The sequence below is a fragment of the Pseudomonas sp. PvP025 genome (assembly GCF_017832155.1).
Lineage (GTDB): Bacteria > Pseudomonadota > Gammaproteobacteria > Pseudomonadales > Pseudomonadaceae > Aquipseudomonas.
Genome location: NZ_JAFIBJ010000001.1, coordinates 85,756 through 105,247 on the forward strand (window position 1 = coordinate 85,756; position 19,492 = coordinate 105,247).

Annotated in this window: 16 protein-coding genes and 2 pseudogenes; 6 read left to right on the forward strand and 12 right to left on the reverse strand. The window is 57.5% G+C overall.

Translation table 11 applies throughout. The features are described from left to right. Nucleotides 1-4: 4 nt before the first annotated feature. Together JOE32_RS00400 and JOE32_RS00405 are read left to right on the forward strand one after the other, a co-directional pair. The gene (locus JOE32_RS00400) at nt 5-766 is read left to right on the forward strand and encodes a CHAD domain-containing protein (RefSeq protein WP_209980432.1); all 762 of its coding nucleotides are present in this window, start codon (nt 5-7) and stop codon (nt 764-766) included. 110 nt (nt 767-876) lie between these two features. After that, on the forward strand, nt 877-1,674 hold the full coding sequence (locus tag JOE32_RS00405) for a thioesterase family protein (RefSeq protein ID WP_209980434.1): 798 nt from the start codon (nt 877-879) through the stop codon (nt 1,672-1,674). Between the two features lie 9 nt (nt 1,675-1,683). On the opposite strand, the pseudogene JOE32_RS00410 reads toward JOE32_RS00405, so the two are convergent. The 9 genes and pseudogenes from JOE32_RS00410 to JOE32_RS00445 form a co-directional block, all read right to left on the reverse strand. Next, a pseudogene (locus tag JOE32_RS00410) lies at nt 1,684-1,893 on the reverse strand (terminase); the annotation flags it as partial. 199 nt (nt 1,894-2,092) lie between these two features. Beyond that, the gene (locus tag JOE32_RS00415) at nt 2,093-2,578 is read right to left on the reverse strand and encodes an Imm50 family immunity protein (protein ID WP_245228915.1); all 486 of its coding nucleotides are present in this window, start codon (nt 2,576-2,578) and stop codon (nt 2,093-2,095) included. A gap of 225 nt (nt 2,579-2,803) precedes the next feature. Next, entirely contained in the window at nt 2,804-3,184 is a 381-nt protein-coding gene (locus tag JOE32_RS00420) for a hypothetical protein (RefSeq protein WP_209980439.1), read from the reverse strand. Beyond that, nucleotides 3,181-3,303 (reverse strand): hypothetical protein, encoded by a 123-nt coding sequence (locus JOE32_RS25085; protein ID WP_280922744.1) that lies wholly within the window; start codon nt 3,301-3,303, stop codon nt 3,181-3,183. The genes JOE32_RS00420 and JOE32_RS25085 overlap by 4 nt, the downstream gene beginning before the upstream one ends. Before the next feature lie 173 nt (nt 3,304-3,476). Beyond that, a pseudogene (locus tag JOE32_RS00425) lies at nt 3,477-4,277 on the reverse strand (IS5 family transposase); the annotation flags it as partial. Nucleotides 4,278-4,344: 67 nt separating this feature from the next. Then, complete coding sequence (locus JOE32_RS00430; RefSeq protein WP_209980441.1) at nt 4,345-4,677, reverse strand: hypothetical protein; 333 nt, start codon at nt 4,675-4,677, stop codon at nt 4,345-4,347. Continuing rightward, on the reverse strand, nt 4,674-9,380 hold the full coding sequence (locus tag JOE32_RS00435) for an RHS repeat-associated core domain-containing protein (protein ID WP_209980443.1): 4,707 nt from the start codon (nt 9,378-9,380) through the stop codon (nt 4,674-4,676). Before JOE32_RS00435 ends, JOE32_RS00430 begins: the two co-directional genes overlap by 4 nt. Before the next feature lie 198 nt (nt 9,381-9,578). Next, on the reverse strand, nt 9,579-11,048 hold the full coding sequence (locus JOE32_RS00440) for a methyl-accepting chemotaxis protein (RefSeq protein WP_209980444.1): 1,470 nt from the start codon (nt 11,046-11,048) through the stop codon (nt 9,579-9,581). 97 nt (nt 11,049-11,145) lie between these two features. Beyond that, the gene (locus JOE32_RS00445) at nt 11,146-11,952 is read right to left on the reverse strand and encodes a TatD family hydrolase (protein ID WP_209980446.1); all 807 of its coding nucleotides are present in this window, start codon (nt 11,950-11,952) and stop codon (nt 11,146-11,148) included. 236 nt (nt 11,953-12,188) lie between these two features. Between JOE32_RS00445 and JOE32_RS00450 the strand changes: the two genes are divergently transcribed. The 3 genes from JOE32_RS00450 to JOE32_RS00460 all read left to right on the forward strand — a co-directional run bounded on the left by JOE32_RS00450 (nt 12,189) and on the right by JOE32_RS00460 (nt 14,717). Then, nucleotides 12,189-13,610, forward strand: coding sequence for a transglycosylase SLT domain-containing protein (locus JOE32_RS00450; protein WP_209980448.1), 1,422 nt, complete (start codon nt 12,189-12,191; stop codon nt 13,608-13,610). A 104-nt stretch (nt 13,611-13,714) separates the two neighbouring features. After that, a complete protein-coding gene (locus JOE32_RS00455; RefSeq protein ID WP_209980450.1) occupies nt 13,715-14,149 on the forward strand; it encodes a DoxX family protein in 435 nt (144 codons plus the stop codon). A gap of 259 nt (nt 14,150-14,408) precedes the next feature. Then, nucleotides 14,409-14,717 carry a class I SAM-dependent methyltransferase gene (locus tag JOE32_RS00460; protein WP_209980452.1) on the forward strand — a complete coding sequence of 103 codons (309 nt, stop codon included), beginning with the start codon at nt 14,409-14,411 and terminating at the stop codon, nt 14,715-14,717. 4 nt (nt 14,718-14,721) lie between these two features. Here the strand turns inward: JOE32_RS00460 and JOE32_RS00465 are convergent, their stop codons facing one another. From JOE32_RS00465 to JOE32_RS00475, 3 genes are read right to left on the reverse strand one after another with little or no spacing between them, the layout of a single operon-like run. After that, the gene (locus JOE32_RS00465; RefSeq protein ID WP_209980454.1) at nt 14,722-16,464 is read right to left on the reverse strand and encodes a GldG family protein; all 1,743 of its coding nucleotides are present in this window, start codon (nt 16,462-16,464) and stop codon (nt 14,722-14,724) included. Between the two features lie 15 nt (nt 16,465-16,479). After that, complete coding sequence (locus JOE32_RS00470) at nt 16,480-17,205, reverse strand: ABC transporter permease (protein ID WP_209980457.1); 726 nt, start codon at nt 17,203-17,205, stop codon at nt 16,480-16,482. Beyond that, entirely contained in the window at nt 17,202-18,128 is a 927-nt protein-coding gene (locus tag JOE32_RS00475; protein ID WP_209980459.1) for an ABC transporter ATP-binding protein, read from the reverse strand. The genes JOE32_RS00470 and JOE32_RS00475 overlap by 4 nt, the downstream gene beginning before the upstream one ends. A gap of 246 nt (nt 18,129-18,374) precedes the next feature. Here JOE32_RS00475 and JOE32_RS00480 point away from each other — a divergent pair, with 246 nt between their 5' ends. Next, nucleotides 18,375-19,367 (forward strand): hypothetical protein, encoded by a 993-nt coding sequence (locus JOE32_RS00480; RefSeq protein ID WP_209980461.1) that lies wholly within the window; start codon nt 18,375-18,377, stop codon nt 19,365-19,367. Nucleotides 19,368-19,492: the final 125 nt, after the last annotated feature.

A 19,492-nucleotide genomic window follows, 5' to 3' on the forward strand; every position in this document is an offset into this window, starting at 1 on the left:
CAGGATGCCAGCGTTGGTTGATCAGTTAGTCGCCCAGGTCATAGGCCTGGAAGTAGGGTTGCTGAGCTGCCAGGCTCGCCTTGCCGCCGTCACCGACGATGAAGCCCTGCACGATCTGCGCACTACCGTGCGCCGCCTGCGCAGTCTGTTGCGCCCGTTGCGTGAATTGCCGGGTGTCGAGCAGCTTGAACTGGCGGCCGGCACGGTGGGCCGCTTGACCACGCCGTTACGCGACCGCGAGGTGCTGGCGGCGTATTTGCATCAGCAAGGGTATCAAGCGGCTGCAGAGCGTCGGCTGCGTCTACAGCCGGACGCCTATCGTCAGGTGGCGCAGAGCCAGGAGCTCGCGCACCTGCTGCAGATTCTCGATGCATTCCCACGGTTTATTCGTGCCGCCCAGCGTCAGAAATTGCTCAAGGGCCTGCGTTCGCTTATCGAGAAGCGCCTGGCCAGGCAGTGGCGCAAGCTGGGCGATGCGCTGAACGATCCGAGCCACGATCGCCACCGCCTGCGGCTGTTGATCAAGCGCGTGCGTTATGCGGCCGAGGCTTACCCCGAGTTGGACAAGCTACCGGCGAATGCCTTATCGCGTCTGAAAAAAGCCCAGGGCGCCCTGGGTGATTGGCATGATTGCTGGCAGTGGCTGGCCCAGGCCGAACAGCAGGTTGACCTGCTTCCCTGCGTGCCGGTCTGGCATACCACCATGACAAAGGCCGAGGCGCAGGCTGATCGTGTGCTGGATAAACTGCGCGCCGATTGTTTCTGAACCGCGTTTCGCCCGCGTCTGCAGGTCCGGTTTTTGGCAGTAACAGGCGCTGTACCTTAAAGGCGTGATAGTTAAGATGCGTCGATCGATTTTCCTGATATGAGGCTGCCATGCGCTTTAGTGATTTAATCGACGCAGTTCGTCGCAACCCGCTGGATGTCACCATCCCCGCCGAGTGGGGTCAGGGCCGCGCCAGCTTCGGCGGCCTGGTTGCCGCGCTGCTGTATGAAGCGATGATTGCCCAGGTGCCGGCCGGACGCCCGTTGCGCTCCCTGGCGATCACTTTTGTGGGGCCGGTGGCACCGGATGTGTCGGCCAGCTATCAGGTTGAAGTGTTGCGCGAAGGCAAGGCCGTCAGCCAATTGCTCGGTCGCGTGGTGCAGAACGGCGACGTCGCGACCTTGGTGCAGGCCAGTTTCGGCGCTTCCCGCGTATCGGAAATTGACGTGGCCAGCGAACCGGCACCGGTGTTCAAACATTGGGATGAAGTCGAGGACTTACCCTACATCAAGGGCGTCACCCCCGAGTTCATGCGGCACATGTCGATGCGCTGGACCGTGGGCGGCCTGCCGTTCAGCGGTCAGAAATCCCGCACCATGGGCGGCTGGATTCGTTTGCGTGGCGACGTGAAAGAGGAGCCCCTGACCGAAGCGCATATCCTCGCACTGGTCGACGCCTGGCCGCCGGCCTTGCTGCCGCACCTGAGCAAACCGGCACCGGGCAGTTCACTCACCTGGACCATCGAGTTCATTCAACCCCTGCAGGACCTCACCACCCTCGACTGGTGCCAGTACCACGTCACCATCGAACATGCCCGCGACGGCTACGGCCACACCGCCGCCGCCTTTTGGAGCCCGAACGGCGCACTGATCGCCATCAGCCGCCAGACAGTGACCGTGTTCGCCTGACCCTCAGCGACGCTGCAACCCCATACCTGCCAGAATCCCGACCACACCCACGGCAACACTGGCCAGGCTGGTGCTGAACACACCCGAAGCGATCAGCAGAAAGCCGGTGATAAACAGCGGCACAGCGATCAACTGCAGCGCCTGGTGAGTGGCATGTTGCTGGTTTTGCGGGTCGTTGCGCCATTGCCAGGCGGGGAAATCAGGATGACGTTTGCCCATGATGGTAAATCCTCTGTCCGTTTAAACAACATGGGCAGAGTTTAGGTGGGGCAGGGCGGGCGCGGCGAATTGGGGTTGGCTATGGGGGTCATAGACGACATGAGTAAACTGTCTTCAGGCCCAAATGACGCAGTCATGGTCGTTCATGTGTACCAGGAACGTGAGGTTGCCATCGGTCACTCAGAATGGATAACCTTGTTCAATAGCAAGCTGAGTCTGGATCATTCATGTATACGGATGGCCCGCTAAGAGCAGGATATTTAGTTCTAAATTCAATTAATGATCCTGTAGATTCCGCGCTTACGGAAAAGAAGTTTTCGTGCTTGTGTACTGACATGTTAAGCGTATCCAATGTGGGTAAGTTTTTTATGATGAGGTCAGTAATCCCGCCACAGCTAAGGCCTATTCGGCAAGTGTTAAAGCCTTCTCTAATCCATTTTTCAGGCGGTCTGTCCGGTATTTCAGATATGTCAAACTCCATGTTTATGTGGGGTCTGTTGTTGTCTATGTTGAAGGAAAAAAGGGTTATTTTTCCTATCGGGATCGACGTAGAGAATACTCGATTAAAAAAAATACTTCTTTCGAAATCATTCCAGAATTTCATTTTCTTGGTCATAAAAATAGTGTTGTCCAGTTCGTTCCAATATTTCATTTTTACCCTTGAATAGCCCAGCAACTTGGGCATTAGCCAGCAACTCCATCTGCAATCCCTCGCACTGTGTGATCAGGCGAAGGACTTTGCAGAGGTTGGAAGATAAAAGAAGTCGGCCTTATTCGCGGGGATGGATTCGGGATTGTGGGTGGGTAATATTCATACGCCGGAGGAATATGCCGAGGTGGAGAGCATGGTGCCGCGGGGGTATTTTTTGAATCGGATGATTATGGCGCTTTCGAAGCAGTGAGTGGGGGCTCATTCGGTGTTGAGTGAGCCTGTTTTTGTTGCGGTAGCTTCTGCATCATAAGTGATTAGGCAGTTGAGTAAAGTTAGCATAAACTTCCTTTTGTTTAAGATTTCGTCTTCGAAGTATGTGTCAAATAGATAAAATACAGACTCAAAGTCATCTCCCTTTTCTAGAAAATATTGAAGTGTGTCGATATGCCAGCGCCTTTCATCAGGCTTGTATCTCATGAACTCTGGTTTTGTAAGGCTTTCAAATAAGCTTATAAGTTCTTGTTCGTTGTTCACGTTTTTTGAAAAAATCAACGCCTCTCTTTCAGAGTCTCGTGAGTTTTCTATGCAATAAGTGAATAGAAGACCTTTGATGATTTGTAAATCTGGTTTAAATTTCATTCGAAGTCACCATAGGCAGTGATAGGCTGTCCATCTTCATTTAAAAAGACTCTTGAGTTTCTTGTTTTTCCGTATGTGTAGTTTTCTTTTTTATAACCTTCGCCAATAATTTTACCCATGTCCATTGGTCTTTTAGATACCGATAAATTTGTCTGCTTGAAGATGAGCTGTGCACGGTAGATAGCGTTTAACTGATCCCTGTGACTTAAAAAGTGAATGGCTGCACTGGGTGGTCTAGGTTCTACTGTATGAGGACCACCCAAAACGGGTGCTCGACCTTAGCGCGAACCTAGGCCTTGGCCTTCTCGATTTTGCGGATCGACTTGTACAAAACACTGCGTTTTCCGTGCTTTTTGTAAGTGCTGCGGCGAGCGGCAATCTGCCAAATGACCTTGCGCCCAGCGTGTTCTTCGCGCTTCTCGACCCCGGTGTAACCTGCGTCAGCGCAGACTACGTTTTCCTCGCCGTGCAGCAGTTTGGCAACCTGCGTGACGTCTGCCATATTGGCCGCTGTGACCACGACGCTGTGCACCAGGCCTGACTCGTCGTCGGCGCCGATGTGAGCTTTGGCGCCGAAATAGTACTGGTTACCTTCCTTGGTTTGATGCATCTCAGGGTCGCGTTTGCCATCTTTGTTCTTGGTCGAACTGGGCTCATGAATCAGCGTGGCATCGACGATAGTGCCTTGACGCAACGACAAGCCACGGTCGCCCAGATAACCATTAATTACGCTGAGAATCCCGATCGCCAACTCGTGCTTTTCCTGCAGACGACGGAAGTTGAGAAGGGTGGTTTCGTCTGGAATACGCTCCAGGCTCAGGCCTGAAAACTGACGCAGGATGGTCGTCTCATACAGCGCTTCTTCCATCGCCGGATCGCTGTAGCCGAACCAGTTCTGCATCAGATGAGCACGCAGCATCGCCATCAGTGGGTAGGCCGTACGGCCACCTTCGCCTTTTGGATAATAGGGCTCATTCAGGGCAATCAAACCCTTCCAGGGCACCACCTGATTCATCTCGATCAGGAACAATTCCTTACGGGGCTGCTTGTGCTTGCCGGCGTATTCGGCGTTGGCGAAGGTCATCTGTTTCATCATCGAAAAGCTCGGCGACTGGTGTCCGAAGATTTTGCCAAATTAGGAAGTCTTTTTCAGAGTTTCCTTAGAAGTAGAAAAAAACTCCCGTTTCCTTATCTAGTGCTGATTCATTAATGCTGATTAGTTTTTCCAGGAGTTTAGGGTTTTCGGGTAAAGAATGCTTTTTTAGTATTTCAAGCATTTGTTCGAGCTCCTTGTGAGCGACAATATATTCATCTTCATAATCGTCAATGTTTTTTTTAAGAGATGTGTTGATAATGTTGAATAATCCCGATTTTTCCAATTGCAGATAGTCAGAGTTTGTAAGGAGTAAACGTTCCAACAGGGTTGATGGGCAGGCATCAACGTCTAGTAGAGACATCGCTTTTTTAGAAAGTGGGGTGCAAATTAATTTCACTGCTCTCTTCCTTTTTTAAAGTGTGTGACCTCATTGTACTCAGCTTGTGTCCTGCCCATTTGCTTTCCTGAAGGGGAGATTTTGTTGTTTGGTACTGTCCCCGCCAAACTCAGGTAGCGCCTCGAACCTGATAATGACGGATCGTAGATCCTAAAGTAGGCTCCATTCAAGTCCTCAACTACTTCAATACCACTTTCAGGGTTTTTGTATATCTTTTTGCCTTTGCTCGTAGTGGTTACTATTGAGTCGGAACCGGCGAATTTGATTACATTTTCGTTTAGATCCGCTGTTTGCCAGTTCGCAGAATATCGAGCTGCTCGCTGTGCGCCTCCTGTTTTTGGTAACTCGGTATCACCTTCATCAACTCGCACTGCCTTAATTGGATCATTAGCGTCTAGCTTTGGCTTACAGTCGTCTTCACTAGGACAAGTGTTCAGCCCCAGTGGATCGACCCAACCCGTAGGATTGGGCACATACTGGTACGCATTGATCCCGCCCGCCAGCTTCACCGGGTCCGGCGTCAGATAGCGCCCAACATCCGGATTGTAGTAGCGATGACGGTTGTAGTGCAGGCCGCTTTCTTCGTCGAAGTATTGACCTTGAAAGCGCAGCGGGTTGTCGACTTTTCCGACGTCGAGGCGGCTGATGTGGCCGTAGGCGCGGTAGTGCGCGGACCAGACGATTTCGCCGTCTGCGGCGGTGAGTTCCTGTGGGGTGCCGAGGTGGTCGAGTTGGTAGTGGTAGGGCTGGGTGGCGCTGGGACCGAAGCCTTCCAGCAGGGCTAAAGGCCGGAAGCTGTCGGGTTCGTAGAGGTAGCTGCGGTGGCGGTCGGCGTGGTGTTCGGCGATCAGTTTGTCGCCTTGCCAGAAGAACTCGGTGGTTTTGTCATCGACGGTTTTGCTGATGCGGCGGCCAAAGGGGTCGTAGCGGTAGTGGGCGGTTTGGCCGTTGGGTTTTTTGACGGCGATCAGCCGATGCTGACAGTCGTAGCGGTATTCGGTGACCAGTGCGTGGCCTTTGCCTCGGCGTTCGCGGATCAGGTTGCCGAAGGCGTCGTAGTCGTAATGCCGGTCGCCCTGGATCATCAGGCGATTGCCGGCGACGATGTCCGGGCCGGGGCGGTCGTGCATCAGCAGGTTGCCGGCTGGGTTGTGGCCGAAGCGTTCCTGTAAGTCCTGCGAGTGATCGGCGCGGGTCAGACGGTGGAGCGGGTCGTAGGCGTAGCGGTGTTCGCCTTTGCGCGTATCGAGAATGCGGGCGAGGTTGCCGGATTTGTCGTAGTCGTATTGGCGGCGGTAGTGGCGGTTTTCCTGTTGAGTGATGGCGTGGGCGTGCAGGCGGTTCTGGTCGTCGTAGTGGTAGTGGCTGAGTAGGTCGCCTTGCTGGCGCTGGCGTTCGCGGCCGTGACTGAACAAGTGGGACGTCAGCAGCGTGCCGTTGAGTTCGACGGTGCCGAGGTGGCCGCCTTTATCGTGGTTAAACGTAATGCGGTTGTTATCCGGCAGGCGCAGGCGCTGCAGTTGACCGCAGGCGTCATAGCCATAACGCAAGGTGCCCCAGCCTTGATGCTCGGCGGTCAGGCGGTTTTGTCGATCGTATTCGTAGGCCAGCGCCCAGTGACCGTCTACGACGCTGAGGAGATTGCCCTGGCGGTCGTAGGCATAGTCAACAAGGGCGCCATCGGGCAGGGTTTTTCTGACAAGACGTCCGGCGTGGTCGCGCGCGTAGCGGGTAACCAACTGACTGCCATCGTCGCCATGTTCAGTCTTTTCCTGCAGATTGCCGTTGAGGTCATAAACGTAAGCGGTGCGCTGGCCGTCAAAGCCGATTTCCTGCTCGATCAGGCCGTTGGGATGGTAGGCAAGCCGGTAGGTCTCGCCCACCTCGTTTTCAATCTCGGTCAGCAGCAACCGAGTATTGTCGTAGCGGTACTGGACCTGCGTGCCGTCGGCATTGAGCCGTCGACTGATCAGGTGCAGCCCGTCGGCATACTCGTAGCGGGTGACGTTCCCCAGTTCATCGCGTTCGGCGGTGATTTTTCCGTAGGCGTTGTAGCTGTATTCGCGACACGCACCGCCCGGCAATACCAGACGAACCAACCGACCGACGCTGTCCCATTGGCATTGGGTCAGCGCCCCATGCTCATCCTCGCGGGCAACCTCCCGTCCCAGGTCGTCATAGCGATAGCGCTTGATCCCGCCATTGGGCAACTGTTCCTCAAGCAGTTGCCCGCGCTCATTCCACACCAGCCGTTGGCAACTGTGATCGGGATACCAGACGCCAATCAGTTGCCCGTGTTTGTTGTAGCTGTAGTCGGTGACATGGCCGTCTGGATCAGTCTTACGCGTTATGTCGCCTTGCTCGTTGCGCTCGTACTTCCAAACCGCCTCACCCCGGCGCACCACCCGTACGAACCCGTTGTCATGCTCGTAGGACGTCGGCTCATCGTCCCCCGGAAACAGCGCCACCAAGCGCCCAGCGTCGTCGTACTGGTACGCCGTCACCGCGCCCAGCGGGTCCTGCTCAACCGTCAGCCGGCCTTTTTCATCGTAGGATTTGAAGTGTTGAGCGCCATCCGGATCAACCCGTTGCACCAGCCGCGCCCGCGGGTCATGCACATACACTTCCTGACTGCCATCGGCGTTATGCACGGTGACGCGTCCGTCATCACCCCACACATAGCGCGTATCCATTTGCGTAAAACTGGCCCAGTGCCGTACACAGCGCGCCGCCTTGCCGGAACGTTCCCACGCCCAGAAGAAACTCGCCCCACCGGCCAGCCCACGCTCCAGAATCACGTGCTGTTCGTCGTACCGATAAGTCTCGCATTCACCTACGGCATTGGTCGCCGACACCAGTCGGCCTGTGTCGTCGTAGGCGTAGGACACAACCGTCTGCTCAGTGACCCACTCGTAAGGCTCACGCCCCTTGGCGCGATGCACCTGATAGTCCACCGCGCCAATCCGGCCCTGCGCATAACGCAACCACAGCGAGCGCCCGGCGCCGTTGTCCAGCCGTTCAATGCGCCCCAGCACATCGCGGGAAATGCGCAGCCGGTTGTCATACGCATCGCTGATCGACACCAGCACGCCATCACGAAAGTGATAAAACCGCGACGCCTGGGCCAGCACCAGTTCATCCGGTAAATCGCCCAGGAAGATCGCTGCTTCGGCCAGGCTGTTGGTGATCGCCGGTCGCGAAGCGGTCGGCAGCGGAAACTCGGTCGAACGATTCTCATGGTCGGTCCACACCACCGAATCGCCGGACACCACCAGCCGCTGCGCCAGGGCGTGACTCCAGCCAAACCCCAGCCCAACGTCGATTTCCACGGCACTGGTGCGATAAACGCGCGTCCACTCAAACGGCAAAATCCCGTCCAGCGTGCCGTCGGTGAGGGTGAGCAATTCCTCGCCGGTGACCATCGACACCGGGCAGCCGTTGGTCACGGTTTTATCGGAAGAAGCAGACGCATCCCCCGCCGGGTTTTTCGCCGAAACCGGCACGTCATCCACGGGCGATTCGTGCACGAGTGCGGTGCGCTGCTGCTTGCTGCGCACTGCCGGCACGGCGTTCGGCACCAGCTCCTCGCCCACCTTCAGCGGCGCCACCGTCTTGATCGGCGTGGCCGCGCTCCCCAGCAGCAACGGCTTGGCCGCCTCAACATGCCGCGCCAACCCCGGCTGCGCCAACTGCTCGGCGAGCATCTCCAGCCAGCGGCGTACCCGCCCGGACTTGATATGACCCACCACCTGCACGCCCAGGCGAATCTTCACGCCCATGCCCCGCGTGGCCCAGATCAGCAACAGATTGATCAGCACCTCGCCGGTGATTTCGCCCACCAGCTCAACCATCTGCGGTGGCGGCAGCAGGCGGATCCAGCTGGTCATCGCCGACAGGTAGATAAACAGCAGCGGCTCATCACTGAGCACCAGCAGGCCGTGGGCGATGGCGTCCTTGCCCAGTGTGAGCAGCTCATCCAGCTCGCTTTGGGAGACATAGCGCAATAACTGCTCGCTGTTGGCCTTGAGGTTGGCGATCAGGTCGTACAGCTGCGTGATGTTGTCCCACAGGTTGTAGAGGGCTTTGGCCAAACCGCCCGCGAAGGCGGCGCCCTGCAGGGCGCTGCGCTTTAAGGGTGGGACTTTGGCGAACTCAGTCCACTGCGCTTGGAAGGTGTCTTTCCATTCCTCGCGCAGGCGAGTTTCCAGCCCGGCGGTCAGCGACTGATAAGAGGCATACAGCGCCTTGATGTGGTCTTTGGAAACATTGGGGTAGAAGGTAATTTGATACGGCTGGCCGCGGGTGCATTCCGGGATTTCAAGCCTGCCGCTGGCATCTATCGTGCGATGGAGCGGGGCGCCCACAGCGCTGCCATCCGGGGCGATGGCCTGCACCCTCACCGGCGTATCGCCGATGGGCACGAAGCGAGTGCTTTCGAACAGATGCACCAGGGTCAGCGAACCCTGGGCGGGGCAGGTCGCGACAACAGCGCTTGGCGTGCGCGAAGACAGCGGTGCACTCAGCGTGATGTCGTCGCCGACCTTGAAGATCTGTTCAAGCGCCAGCGCCGAGCCGCTCCAGAAGCTCTCGGCCCATGCGTCGAAGGTGTTCAGGCAATCGCGAAAATCACGAAAAACGCTTTCGACGTCCGGTGCCTTGGCATCCATTGGCGTCAGCACCAGCTTGGCAATGACCGGAATCATGAAGCAGCCCCGCAATCGGGGGCCTTAGCCAGCAACTCCATCTGCAATCCCTCGCACTGTGTGATCAGGCGAAGGACTTTGCAGAGGTTGGAAGATAAAAGAAGTCGGCCTTATTCGCGGGGGTAGCTAGGAAATTTCGCCAAAGCTTCAAGGTAACTGAGGCCCGGTTGTAGGAACCGGATTACGGGGTGAACAGCCCTACAGCTTCAGTTGCCCAATCGCCATGCTCAGCTCTCCCGCCAGCGTCGCCAGCTCACTGCTGGTCGTGGCCGAACCCACCGTCTGCCGTACGGTGTTTTCGGTCACATCGCGAATGCTCACCACTGCACGGTTCATTTCTTCGGCGACGTGGCTTTGCTGCTCGGCGGCGACGGCGATCTGGGTGTTGCTCTCGCGCATCTGCGCCACGGCGCGGGTGATGTCGGCCAGTGCGGCACCGGCTTCCTGGGCTTGCTGTACGCAGTCGTCGGCCTTGAACGAGCTTTCCTGCATGAAGTCCACCGCGTCGCGGGTGCCGGCTTGCAGGGCTGATACCATGCGGGTGATTTCGTCCGTGGAGCTTTGCACGCGTTTGGCCAGGTTGCGCACTTCGTCGGCGACCACGGCAAAGCCACGGCCCATTTCTCCGGCGCGGGCGGCTTCGATGGCGGCATTCAGCGCCAGCAGGTTGGTTTGTTCGGCGATGCTGTGAATGACGCCGACCACGCTGTTGATCTTGTGACTGTCTTCGGCAAGTTTCTGGATCATTTCGGCGGTCTGTTGTACGCCGGTGGACAGCCCTGCAATCGAATGCTGCACGCGGGTGACCACGGCCTGGCCGCTGCCGGCCAGGGTGTCGGCAGTCTGCGAGAGGTCGCGAGTGGCGCCGGCGTGCTGGGCGATATGGTGAACGGTGGCCGTCATTTCATTGATCGCGGTGGCGGCCTGGTCGGTTTCGCTTTGCTGACCGAGCATGCCATGCTGCACTTCATTCATGCTGCTGGCCAGTTGCGCGGCGCCTTCGTCCAGTTGCCGAGCAGTCTGCGCGACGGTGTTCACCACCCGTTGATAGCCCGCCTGCATGGCGTTAAAGGCACTGGCCATCTGCCCGACTTCGTCCTTGCACGCCAGCGGCACACGGGCCGACAGGTCGCCGGTTTTCTCCACGTGCAACATGATGTCCTTGAGGGTGTTGAGCTGGCTGAGCAGGAAGCGGATCAACAGTTGCGAGGCGCCGAGCATGGCCAGCATCAGAATCGCCACGGCCGCCGCGTAGCGGGTGAAGCGTTCGCCCAGCACCTGACTCAGGCTGGGTGCATACGCCAAAATGGCTATGTGTTGGCCATTGGCGCGGTTGATCACTTCAGCGCCTGTCAGCGGATTTTCGCCGAACAACGGTTCGTGTTTCAGTTCGACCCAGCCGCTGGCGCCTTTCAAGGCTGACAGATCCTGTGGGATTTGATCGTCGGTAAACGTCAGCCATGACTCGCCGGAAGGCAGCGGCTTATCGGCAGGCCAGGCGCTGAGCAAGCGTCCTTGCGCCTGCGCCGAAGCCTGGGACGCTTGGCTGCGCGCCTGTTGCTCCAACTGCACGGCATACAGCACCAGCAGCAGGGTGGTGATGAAGGCGACCGCGTTGACCGCCCAGAATTTGTATTTCAGCGAGATATTGCTAAGCCAGGCACCCATGGAAGGTTTTCTCTGATAGCGGAAACAGCATTGGCAAGGTGCCATTATTGTGCCGCTACTCAGGAACGTCTTTGTTGATATGGGTCAATGCGCCGTATCACGCCACGACAGGTAATCCGAAAAAGGCGCGGGCGCAGGCGGTGCTGTGTCGGGCCAGGTCTTCGGCGCTTTCGTTGCGGTGTAGGGCGACTTCGCGCAGCACCTCTGGCAGATAGGCCGGTTCATTGCGCCCGTTTTTTGGCTTGGGGCGCAGGCTGCGCGGCAGCAGGTAGGGCGCGTCGCTTTCCAGCATCAGACGTCCACGGGGAATTTCCCTGACCAGCGGATGCAGGTGCGTCCCACGGCGTTCGTCGCAGATCCAGCCGGTGATGCCAATGTGCAAGTCGAGGTCCAGGTAGCTGAACAGCGCTGCCTGTTCGCCGGTGAAACAATGCACCACGGCAGCAGTCAGGTGATCACGGTAATCCTTGAGAATCTCCAGCAGGCGTACGTTGGCGTCGCGCTCGTGCAGGAACACTGGCAGTTTCAGCTCTATGGCCAGGGCCAGGTGTTCCTCGAGAACTTTTTCCTGCTGTGGGCGAGGGGAGAAGTCCCGGTTGAAGTCGAGCCCGCATTCTCCCACGGCGCGCACGCGTGGTTGGCCGAGCAACCCGCGCAAACGCTGGGCGCTGTCGCCGTTCCAGTCGTTGGCGGAGTGAGGGTGCAGGCCAGCGGTGCTGAACAGGCATTGTCCGCTTTCGTCGAGTTTCTCGCACAGGTCCAGCGCCTGTTCGCTGCCGTCGACGCTGGTGCCCGTCAGCACCAGTTGCTGCACGCCTGCGGCGTAGGCACGCTCGAGAACGGCCTGATGCTTCCCGTCGAAACTGGGGTTGGTCAGGTTGACGCCGATATCAATGAGTTGCATGGTGCTATCTCCGCCTTCGGCCGGAAAGCATATCAGAGCTGTAGATTTATAAGAAAATCTAAGAACTACAACAGGTTATAGCTGTCTTTGAACGTCACTCGCGACATTGTGATAGGCCGGGCGCCTTTCATGCTGCCGCCATTGCGTGCAAAGCCTGCGCATAAAGCGCTCTGTTTCTGACCTCCAGCGCCGCGTTTTTCGCACGGGCGCTGGCCAGTATTCTTTCCGGAGAGCGGATGATCCGACCCTCGGCAATGCTTGTGATGTGTCTCACGCTGCTGCTGCCCCTGGCGGCGGTGGCGCGTCTGGACGGGCCGGTGGAAGTGGTCAAGCCCGGCAAGGTGCGAGACCTCGCGCAAATTCGTTCCAGTCGCACCCTGCGCGTGCTGGTCAATCAGAGTCGTAACAGCTCCGGCGAGGTACAGGGGCAGGCCATTGGCGTCGAATATCATCGCCTGCGCGCCTTCGAGCAATACCTCAATGGCCACGCCCGTGATGGCCAGGAAATCAACCTCAAGATCATTCCCAAGGCCAAGGACCAACTGCTCGGCGCGCTGGCCCGTGGCGAAGGCGATCTGGTGGCGCCCGGCGAACTGCTGGACATGAAGGCCGCACACAAGATCAGTACCAGCGACCCGATTGCCAGTGATGTGCCGTTGTGGCTGGTCGGGGTCAAGGGCGAACGACGCTTTACCCGGCTTGAGCAGTTGTCCGGCCGCACCTTGACGCTCACCACCGGCAGCGCGGCAGCGGACGCGATCAGCCAGGTCAACCAGAAGCTGGCCCTGCACAAGCAGGCGCCGATCAAGGTGGAATGGGTCGATCCGAGCCTGGCCGTGGAGGATGTACTGGAGATGGTTCAGGCCGGGATCTTCCACCTGACCATCGTGGAAAAACCGATTGCCGAACGCTGGTCGAAGATCCTGCCCCGGTTGCGTTTCGACAGGCAGGTGGTGATCAGTGAGCCCGGTGACGAGTACTGGTTCGTCCGTCAGGATGCATCCATGCTGCGCGCCAGCATTGACCGCTTTCTCAAGACCTACCGAACCCCGGCCGACCAGGACGTGGCGTTCCAGCGCATCTATCGTCGGCTCTACCAGGTGCGTAATCCACTGGCGCGTGCCGACCGCCAACGGCTGGAGAAACTGCGTCCGGTCCTGCAAAAGCATGCGCGCGAGCAAGGCATGGACTGGTTGAACCTTGCCGCGCTGGCGTTCAAGGAGTCGGCGCTGGATCCGGGCGCGCGCAACAGCGGCGGCCCCACCGGCCTGATGCAGATCACACCGTCGGCTGCGCAGCGGGTGGGCGTGAATAATATCGAGACGCTCGATAGCAATGTGCAGGCGGGCGCGCGTTACCTGGCGATGATCCGCCGCAAATTCTTCTCCAGCCCCAAGCTCAACGAGCGTGAGCGCATGGCCTTTGTGCTGGCGGCCTACAACATGGGCCCGGAGCGGGTGCAGGGCATGCGCACCGAGGCGAAACGCCGTGGATTGAACCCCAACCAGTGGTTTTTTCAGGTTGAACGCATTGCCATGGAGCAAGTGGGGATGGGCGGCGTGAGCTATGTGAATAGCGTCAACAAGTATTACCTGGCGTTCGATCGGGAGAGAGAGTCGCTGGAGCCGCGGACGCCGAAAGTCGCCTCGCGTAAATAATCGATTTTATAGATGTTGATAAAGCATTTTTTCGGCTTTTATCATTGGTTAATCTGATTAATATAGCGGCCAACCCTCTTCTACCCACAAAAGGATTCACACCCATGAGCCCATTGATCACACGCATTCTGTCCACTCGCGCCGGCTACGGCCTGACGATTCTGCGCATCTTTGTCGGCGTCATCTTCGCGGCGCATGGTTCGCAGAAACTCTTCGGCTGGTTTGGCGGCGGTGGCCTGGCGGGTACCGCGCAGTTCATGGAAAGCGTCGGCCTGGCACCCGGCACGCTGATGGCCCTCCTGTCGGGCGGCACCGAGTTTTTTGGCGGCCTGGCGCTGATCATCGGCCTGCTGGCACGTCCTGCAGCCTTGGGCCTGAGCGTGCTGACGCTGGTGGCGATTTTCTCGGTGCACATCCATAACGGCCTGTTCATGGCCAACAACGGTTATGAGTTTGCCCTGGCCTTGCTTGGCGGCGCGTTGGCGGTGTTGCTGGAAGGAGCGGGCAGGCTGTCCGCTGACCGCGCCATCATCCGCTGAGGCCTGCTTTAGCCCTTTCAAAAGGCCCGCCACGTGCGGGCTTTTTCGTTGCTCGGGATTCTTGACACTGCCCTACCGGCTTCTCTAGGATGCTGCTCATGCGCCGATTTAAACAGCTAATTGCGGGGCGCCACGGGACTGAATGCAGTCCGACAGAACTTTGCGCTCGTCAGCAGGCAGGGTTCGAAATACCGCTAAAGCGCTGGTTCGGTGTTGCCTCTCACCTGCCCGCAGACTTTTGAGGCAGAGACACGACACGATGAATGCACTACGCCCCCTGATACATCTGGCTCCCATTACTGCGGACCTGACCCAGCGCAATCCGAAAATTCTCCTCGGCGGCAAGCATCAGCCAACACTCCTTCGTTACCTGGACGGCTGGCCGCGTCGCACGGGGCGGCCTTCGGCGTTCCTTATCCAGTTTGTGGAAGACGGCGATCCCCTCTCGCGTTTTGCGAACAACAGCTTTGACCTGGCGGTTATCCAGGCACCCAGTGCCGACGACGCCCCTGAAGTGATTCGCCAATTGACGCGTATTGCCCGGCAAGGGTTGATTGCGCGTCGTTGACTGATCAGTAAGCGGCGGCCGCGTGCGCTGAACGGCGTCGGCGCTGGTGCAGCGCGAGTGCCCAGGCAATCAGGCATAGCGGCAACGGTATCGCCAGGACCATGAGCAATACCAACTCTCGCTTCAATCGCAGGACCTTCGCGTAGGCCTCGACTTTCAAAGCGTGCATTTCAATGGGCAGGCGCAGGCGTTCTTTATTGAGTGCCTGCAGTTGGACACTGGTGTCCACCGCTTGGGTGACAACACCCGTGTTGCGCGGACTCAGCTGTTGCCATGCCTGCTCCGTGCGCGCGAACCTTCGCTCGAGTTCGCCGGCATTCCGGGAATAGCTTTGTGCGGCGACCTCACGCATTTGCTCCAGCAGATGTGGCGTCGGGCTGTTCATTGCGCGGGGGCGAATGTTCGCAAGTGCAGCGGGTGCAGCCAGGTTGTCCAGCGTATTCAAGACAAACCGCACGTTGCTGTTGCCGGTTGAGCTGACGACGGTATCTGTAAGCATATCGGTGTCCGCGATCACTGTGACCTGGATCCGCGTCGCGTCCTGCAGGCCCGCGGGCAGGCCCTTGATGCCGTCGGGGAATGCCGAGTAGGCGGGCCCTTCGATGCGGGCAGCGATCACATGGGACTGCATGGGGGCATTCGTGTCATTGAGTAATTCCAGCGCAAGCGTTGCAGCGAAGCGCCTGGTATCCAGCATTATTGAGCGCCTGGAGCTCTGCAGCAGCGGTGTCAACGTCGTATGGCTTTTGCGGATAAGGGACAGTGCGCCGCTGCTCGACACCGTCACTGAGCTGAGATTCCAGCTGCTTATGTCATGGGTGTTCATGCCCTGGCGGAGCACGTTCAAGCGGGCGGCCTGTTGTACCGTGGTTGTTCCCGGGCCTGACAAGGTGGACGAGGCAGACACGTTATCGATCAGCATCTGCTCGCTCGGCATCTGGAGGCCCCAGGCCGCAAGGATTCCGTCCAGTGCGGAATCTGCCGGTGCCGGGCTCGGTGTCGTCTCGCTCAACGGATCGACAAAAATCATCAGCTTGCCGCCCCGCAGGACAAATTGTTCAATCGCGTAGAGCGCGCGCTCGGGCAGCAAACGGGGGTGCACCACCATCATCGTCTCGATGGAGGAGGGAATCTGGCCGGTAGTCGGCGACAACTCCACCAGCTTGAAATGCTTGTGCATCTGCTCCAGCAACTGTCCGGCAGCGGTTTGAAGTTTAAACCCTGACAGCACACCAACGGTCGGCGGCTCGGAACGCGTCAATGTGTGGATCAAATGGCCGATTTCATATTCAAGCAATGCTTCATGATCAGGGTTGAATGCACTGATACGCTGAGTGCCGATGCCTGCGCGGGCGCCTATGAGGCCGAGAAAACCGTGTTGGTCGTCAAGGCCGTACAGCGCGGCTTTGTAGGCGTCTTCCGAATAGGGCGCCGGGTCAATGATGTGCAGGTTGAGCATGCCTTTCGCCGCCTTTTCGTACTGCTTGAGCAGGTCCTCCACACGTTCGCCATAACGGTTTAACACCTGGCTTCTTCTCGGGTCATTTCTTGAGTTGAAATAATACAGGTCGAGCGGGCTTTCCAGTGTGGCGAGTAACTGCCGTGCGGGTAGCGATAAGGTGTGGACTTTTTGTTGAGAGGCGTCCCAGCGGATGTCGGGGATGTGTTTGATCCACACCAGGTTAAATGCCAGGAACAGCAATGATATGACGATTAGCGTCATACCCGGAAGAAGAGCGGATCGCATACGGTATTTCGCTTCTCAACGGCTTTTATAATTGAGCGTGACCGTAGATGCCGATAGAAAGGCAAGGATCATGCTAATGAAGAATAAACTGTCACTCAGTGTCAGTTTCCCATTATCAATAGTGTCAAAGCGTGAGAGCGGATCTAGGGAGATTAAACTGTCAATGACCCAAATCGGCATTTGATGGTCAAGCGCCTCAATGACCGAATACAGTCCGCTGACAGTGAGCAGTAAGCCTATGGTTAACAGGAAAATAACGACCTGTTGGCGGATCAACGTACAGATGAAACACGCTGCGGATAAATAACTCCCGGCCAGTAACCAGCTCGACAGAAATTGTGAGCGGATTACGCTGTTGTCCGCCTCGCCCAGGTGATTGGCGATGAGCACGATGGGCAGCATCAGCATCAGAACAATCGCGCAGACGAACCAGGCGGCCAGGAATTTGCCGAACACACACTCGAATGGGGTAATGGGCAGGGTTTTTATCAGCGTGCGAAAGCCCACGTCGTGCTCATCCGACCATAGCTGGATCGATAACGCTGGAATCAGCAGCAGGTACAGCCAGGGATGAAACTGGAAAAAAGCCTGCAAGTCGCTGCTGTCCCGCTCAAGCCACTGACCCAACTGCAACCCCAGTCCCGCGCACAGCACCAAAAAAACCGCTGCACTCAGGTAAGTGCTGGGCGAGCACGCATACCGGGTGAGCTGATGCGTAAAAATAACCGGAAGCCGTTTCAAGGACGCACCTCCTGACTAAGGTTGTGAATGACATCATTCAGGCGACCCTGCTCCAGGCTTAGCGAGGTTATATTCCAGCCGCGGCTGACAATGAGGGCGTTGATATGGGGATAAATGGTTTGCCCCGGCAGGGCGAGAACGGTCACCGTACCGGGCGCATGGAGGTCCTCTTCGATGCCCGCAACACCGGGTAAAACGGCGAGCGCCAGTAAATCCAGCGGTGCTTGCGCAGCCAGGGTTACCGCATGGTGATGCCGGGAGTTGCGCTGCAACTCGGGCAGCGGCGTGTCAGCCACTAGTTGGCCGTCTGCCATAACCAGCGCGCGCGCGCAGAGGGTGGACAGTTCGTCGCAGCGGCGAGAGGCAATGATGATGGTCATCTCGTCGCTCAAGGATTTGATGAGCATTTTGAATGGGAGCAGTTGGTCTGGTGACATGCCCTCAGTCGGCTCGTCCAGCAGCAAAAGGCGAGGTGTGTGCAGGATGGCCTGGGCGATTGCGACCTTGCGCTTCCATTGCGTGGACAGCACGGCCAGGGGAGCGTCCATCACCGGGAATAATTCCAGGCGCGTGGCGGTATTATTTATCCGCTCGCGCTTTTCGGAGCCGCTGAACCCTCGAAGGGCAGCAATGAAGTTGAGGACGCTTTTGACTGACATACGGTGATGATTGAGGCCACCCTGGAGTTGATAGCCGAGGGCTTCCTGAGCTTGATACGGGTGGGTTTGAGTATTGAAACCTGCAACGCTGATTCGTCCGCCCGACAGATTCGATAAGCCGGCGATCAAATTCAACAGTGTCGTCTTTCCCGCACCGCTGCTCCCGAACAGGCCAATGCATTCCTGGCGTTGAGCGGAAAACGAGAGATTATGGATAAGTTTTCTTTTGCCCAAGTACTTTGTAATACCGTCTATCTCGAGCATTTTCTTACCGAGTATTTTTACAGAACCTAATGTAGGTAATGCCGTGCAGGCATCGTTCAGCGCCTGAAAAAGGGTACGTTTAAACCTGATGCTTGGGAACGTAGGGGTGGATCAATAAGATAAGTCCTACGCTCGGCTGCCTGGCTAACTGAAACAATAAATTGACGTTGGCTTGTCAATGGCCGGATGTCTGTCTGGTGTTTTATTTATATAAGGTTTGCTCTTTTTCAGTGAGGCCTGATTATCATGATGCTGTTACGTACGCTTGTTCTTGAACATGGCGATCAGGGAGCTCCGGTCAACGGTGCGCTCCTGTGTGGATTTGCCGTGGCGCAGATCCAATCCAACTTTCTGGTCTATAGCCTGGATGAGGAAGTGGAACCCGGTAATTCCAGAGTCTATATCGCAGCTTTACGTAAAAAAGCCGATCGTCACTTTCTGAGTGGCGTCGAGTCCAGTGAAGACCTGCAAGTGGCTATGCAGGCGTTCAAACAAATTCTGATGGCGGCAGCGGCTTCCTCTAGCAGGACGGGCTCTGCCGAGGCTGCGGTCCCGTATCATTTCATTGATATGAAAGGTTGCAAGTTGCCTCCCGCCAGGCCCGAGGATCATCACTCGATGATCATCAAGAAGGCTCTGGTGATGAAGGTCATTACCTTGGGCATCTCTGCACCCGTGTTGCCGGCGATCGAAAGTGCTACGTTGATCGTGCCGTCCATTCGCTTCTCGTCGCAAATGGTCTCGCCTCCCAGAATCGCCAAGCCGTCAAGGCAAGCAGCAGAGCAGGTGAGCGAGCCGGCTGTTAACGCGTCGTTGCAGGCTCCACTCGCAGTGGCGAAAGTTCCGACCCGGGTTGAGCCCACAGCGGTCACTCAATTTGAGCCAGATGAGTCGGCATCGCGCCACCCTGCGGCACAGACGGAACATGCCACGCTGGTTGAGGTGGACAATACGCTGACCAATCTGGCCAAGGTCGCTCAGGAGCTGGCGCAAAAGCAGCTTGCAGTTGTCGAACGAGAACAGATGCTTGAGCAATGGGAAGCTCGATTGCAGCAGGCGCAGGCCGCCCATGATGAAAAAAGCCTTGACCTGGAGCAGCGCGAAACGCAATTGCACCAGCGAAATCTGCAGGTCGACCAGAAGGCCGGACGACTCTCGCAGGCGACAGCACAGGTGTCGGACATGCGACAGCACCTGCAGGATGTGCTCCTTGAGCTGGACCGGTCACTGGAGAGCTAGCCCGGGGTCAGGATGTTCCCTCACGTGTTTTCCACGGTTCATTTATCATCTGCCCTTGCCGGTCGATGCCAGGGCATGAAGCTGGGGCATATCGGCACCATTGGACATTGCCTGGGGATGCAAGG

Excerpts from the sequence above, each read along its gene's own strand:
- JOE32_RS00400 (WP_209980432.1), top strand. The coding sequence starts at position 5 with ATGCCAGCGTTGGTTGATCAGTTAGTCGCCCAGGTCATAGGCCTGGAA.
- JOE32_RS00405 (WP_209980434.1), top strand. The coding sequence starts at position 877 with ATGCGCTTTAGTGATTTAATCGACGCAGTTCGTCGCAACCCGCTGGAT.
- JOE32_RS00415 (WP_245228915.1), bottom strand. The coding sequence starts at position 2,578 with ATGCCCAAGTTGCTGGGCTATTCAAGGGTAAAAATGAAATATTGGAAC.
- JOE32_RS00420 (WP_209980439.1), bottom strand. The coding sequence starts at position 3,184 with ATGAAATTTAAACCAGATTTACAAATCATCAAAGGTCTTCTATTCACT.
- JOE32_RS25085 (WP_280922744.1), bottom strand. The coding sequence starts at position 3,303 with ATGGGTAAAATTATTGGCGAAGGTTATAAAAAAGAAAACTACACATAC.
- JOE32_RS00435 (WP_209980443.1), bottom strand. The coding sequence starts at position 9,380 with ATGATTCCGGTCATTGCCAAGCTGGTGCTGACGCCAATGGATGCCAAG.
- JOE32_RS00440 (WP_209980444.1), bottom strand. The coding sequence starts at position 11,048 with ATGGGTGCCTGGCTTAGCAATATCTCGCTGAAATACAAATTCTGGGCG.
- JOE32_RS00445 (WP_209980446.1), bottom strand. The coding sequence starts at position 11,952 with ATGCAACTCATTGATATCGGCGTCAACCTGACCAACCCCAGTTTCGAC.
- JOE32_RS00450 (WP_209980448.1), top strand. The coding sequence starts at position 12,189 with ATGATCCGACCCTCGGCAATGCTTGTGATGTGTCTCACGCTGCTGCTG.
- JOE32_RS00455 (WP_209980450.1), top strand. The coding sequence starts at position 13,715 with ATGAGCCCATTGATCACACGCATTCTGTCCACTCGCGCCGGCTACGGC.
- JOE32_RS00460 (WP_209980452.1), top strand. The coding sequence starts at position 14,409 with ATGAATGCACTACGCCCCCTGATACATCTGGCTCCCATTACTGCGGAC.
- JOE32_RS00465 (WP_209980454.1), bottom strand. The coding sequence starts at position 16,464 with ATGCGATCCGCTCTTCTTCCGGGTATGACGCTAATCGTCATATCATTG.
- JOE32_RS00475 (WP_209980459.1), bottom strand. The coding sequence starts at position 18,128 with ATGCTCGAGATAGACGGTATTACAAAGTACTTGGGCAAAAGAAAACTT.
- JOE32_RS00480 (WP_209980461.1), top strand. The coding sequence starts at position 18,375 with ATGATGCTGTTACGTACGCTTGTTCTTGAACATGGCGATCAGGGAGCT.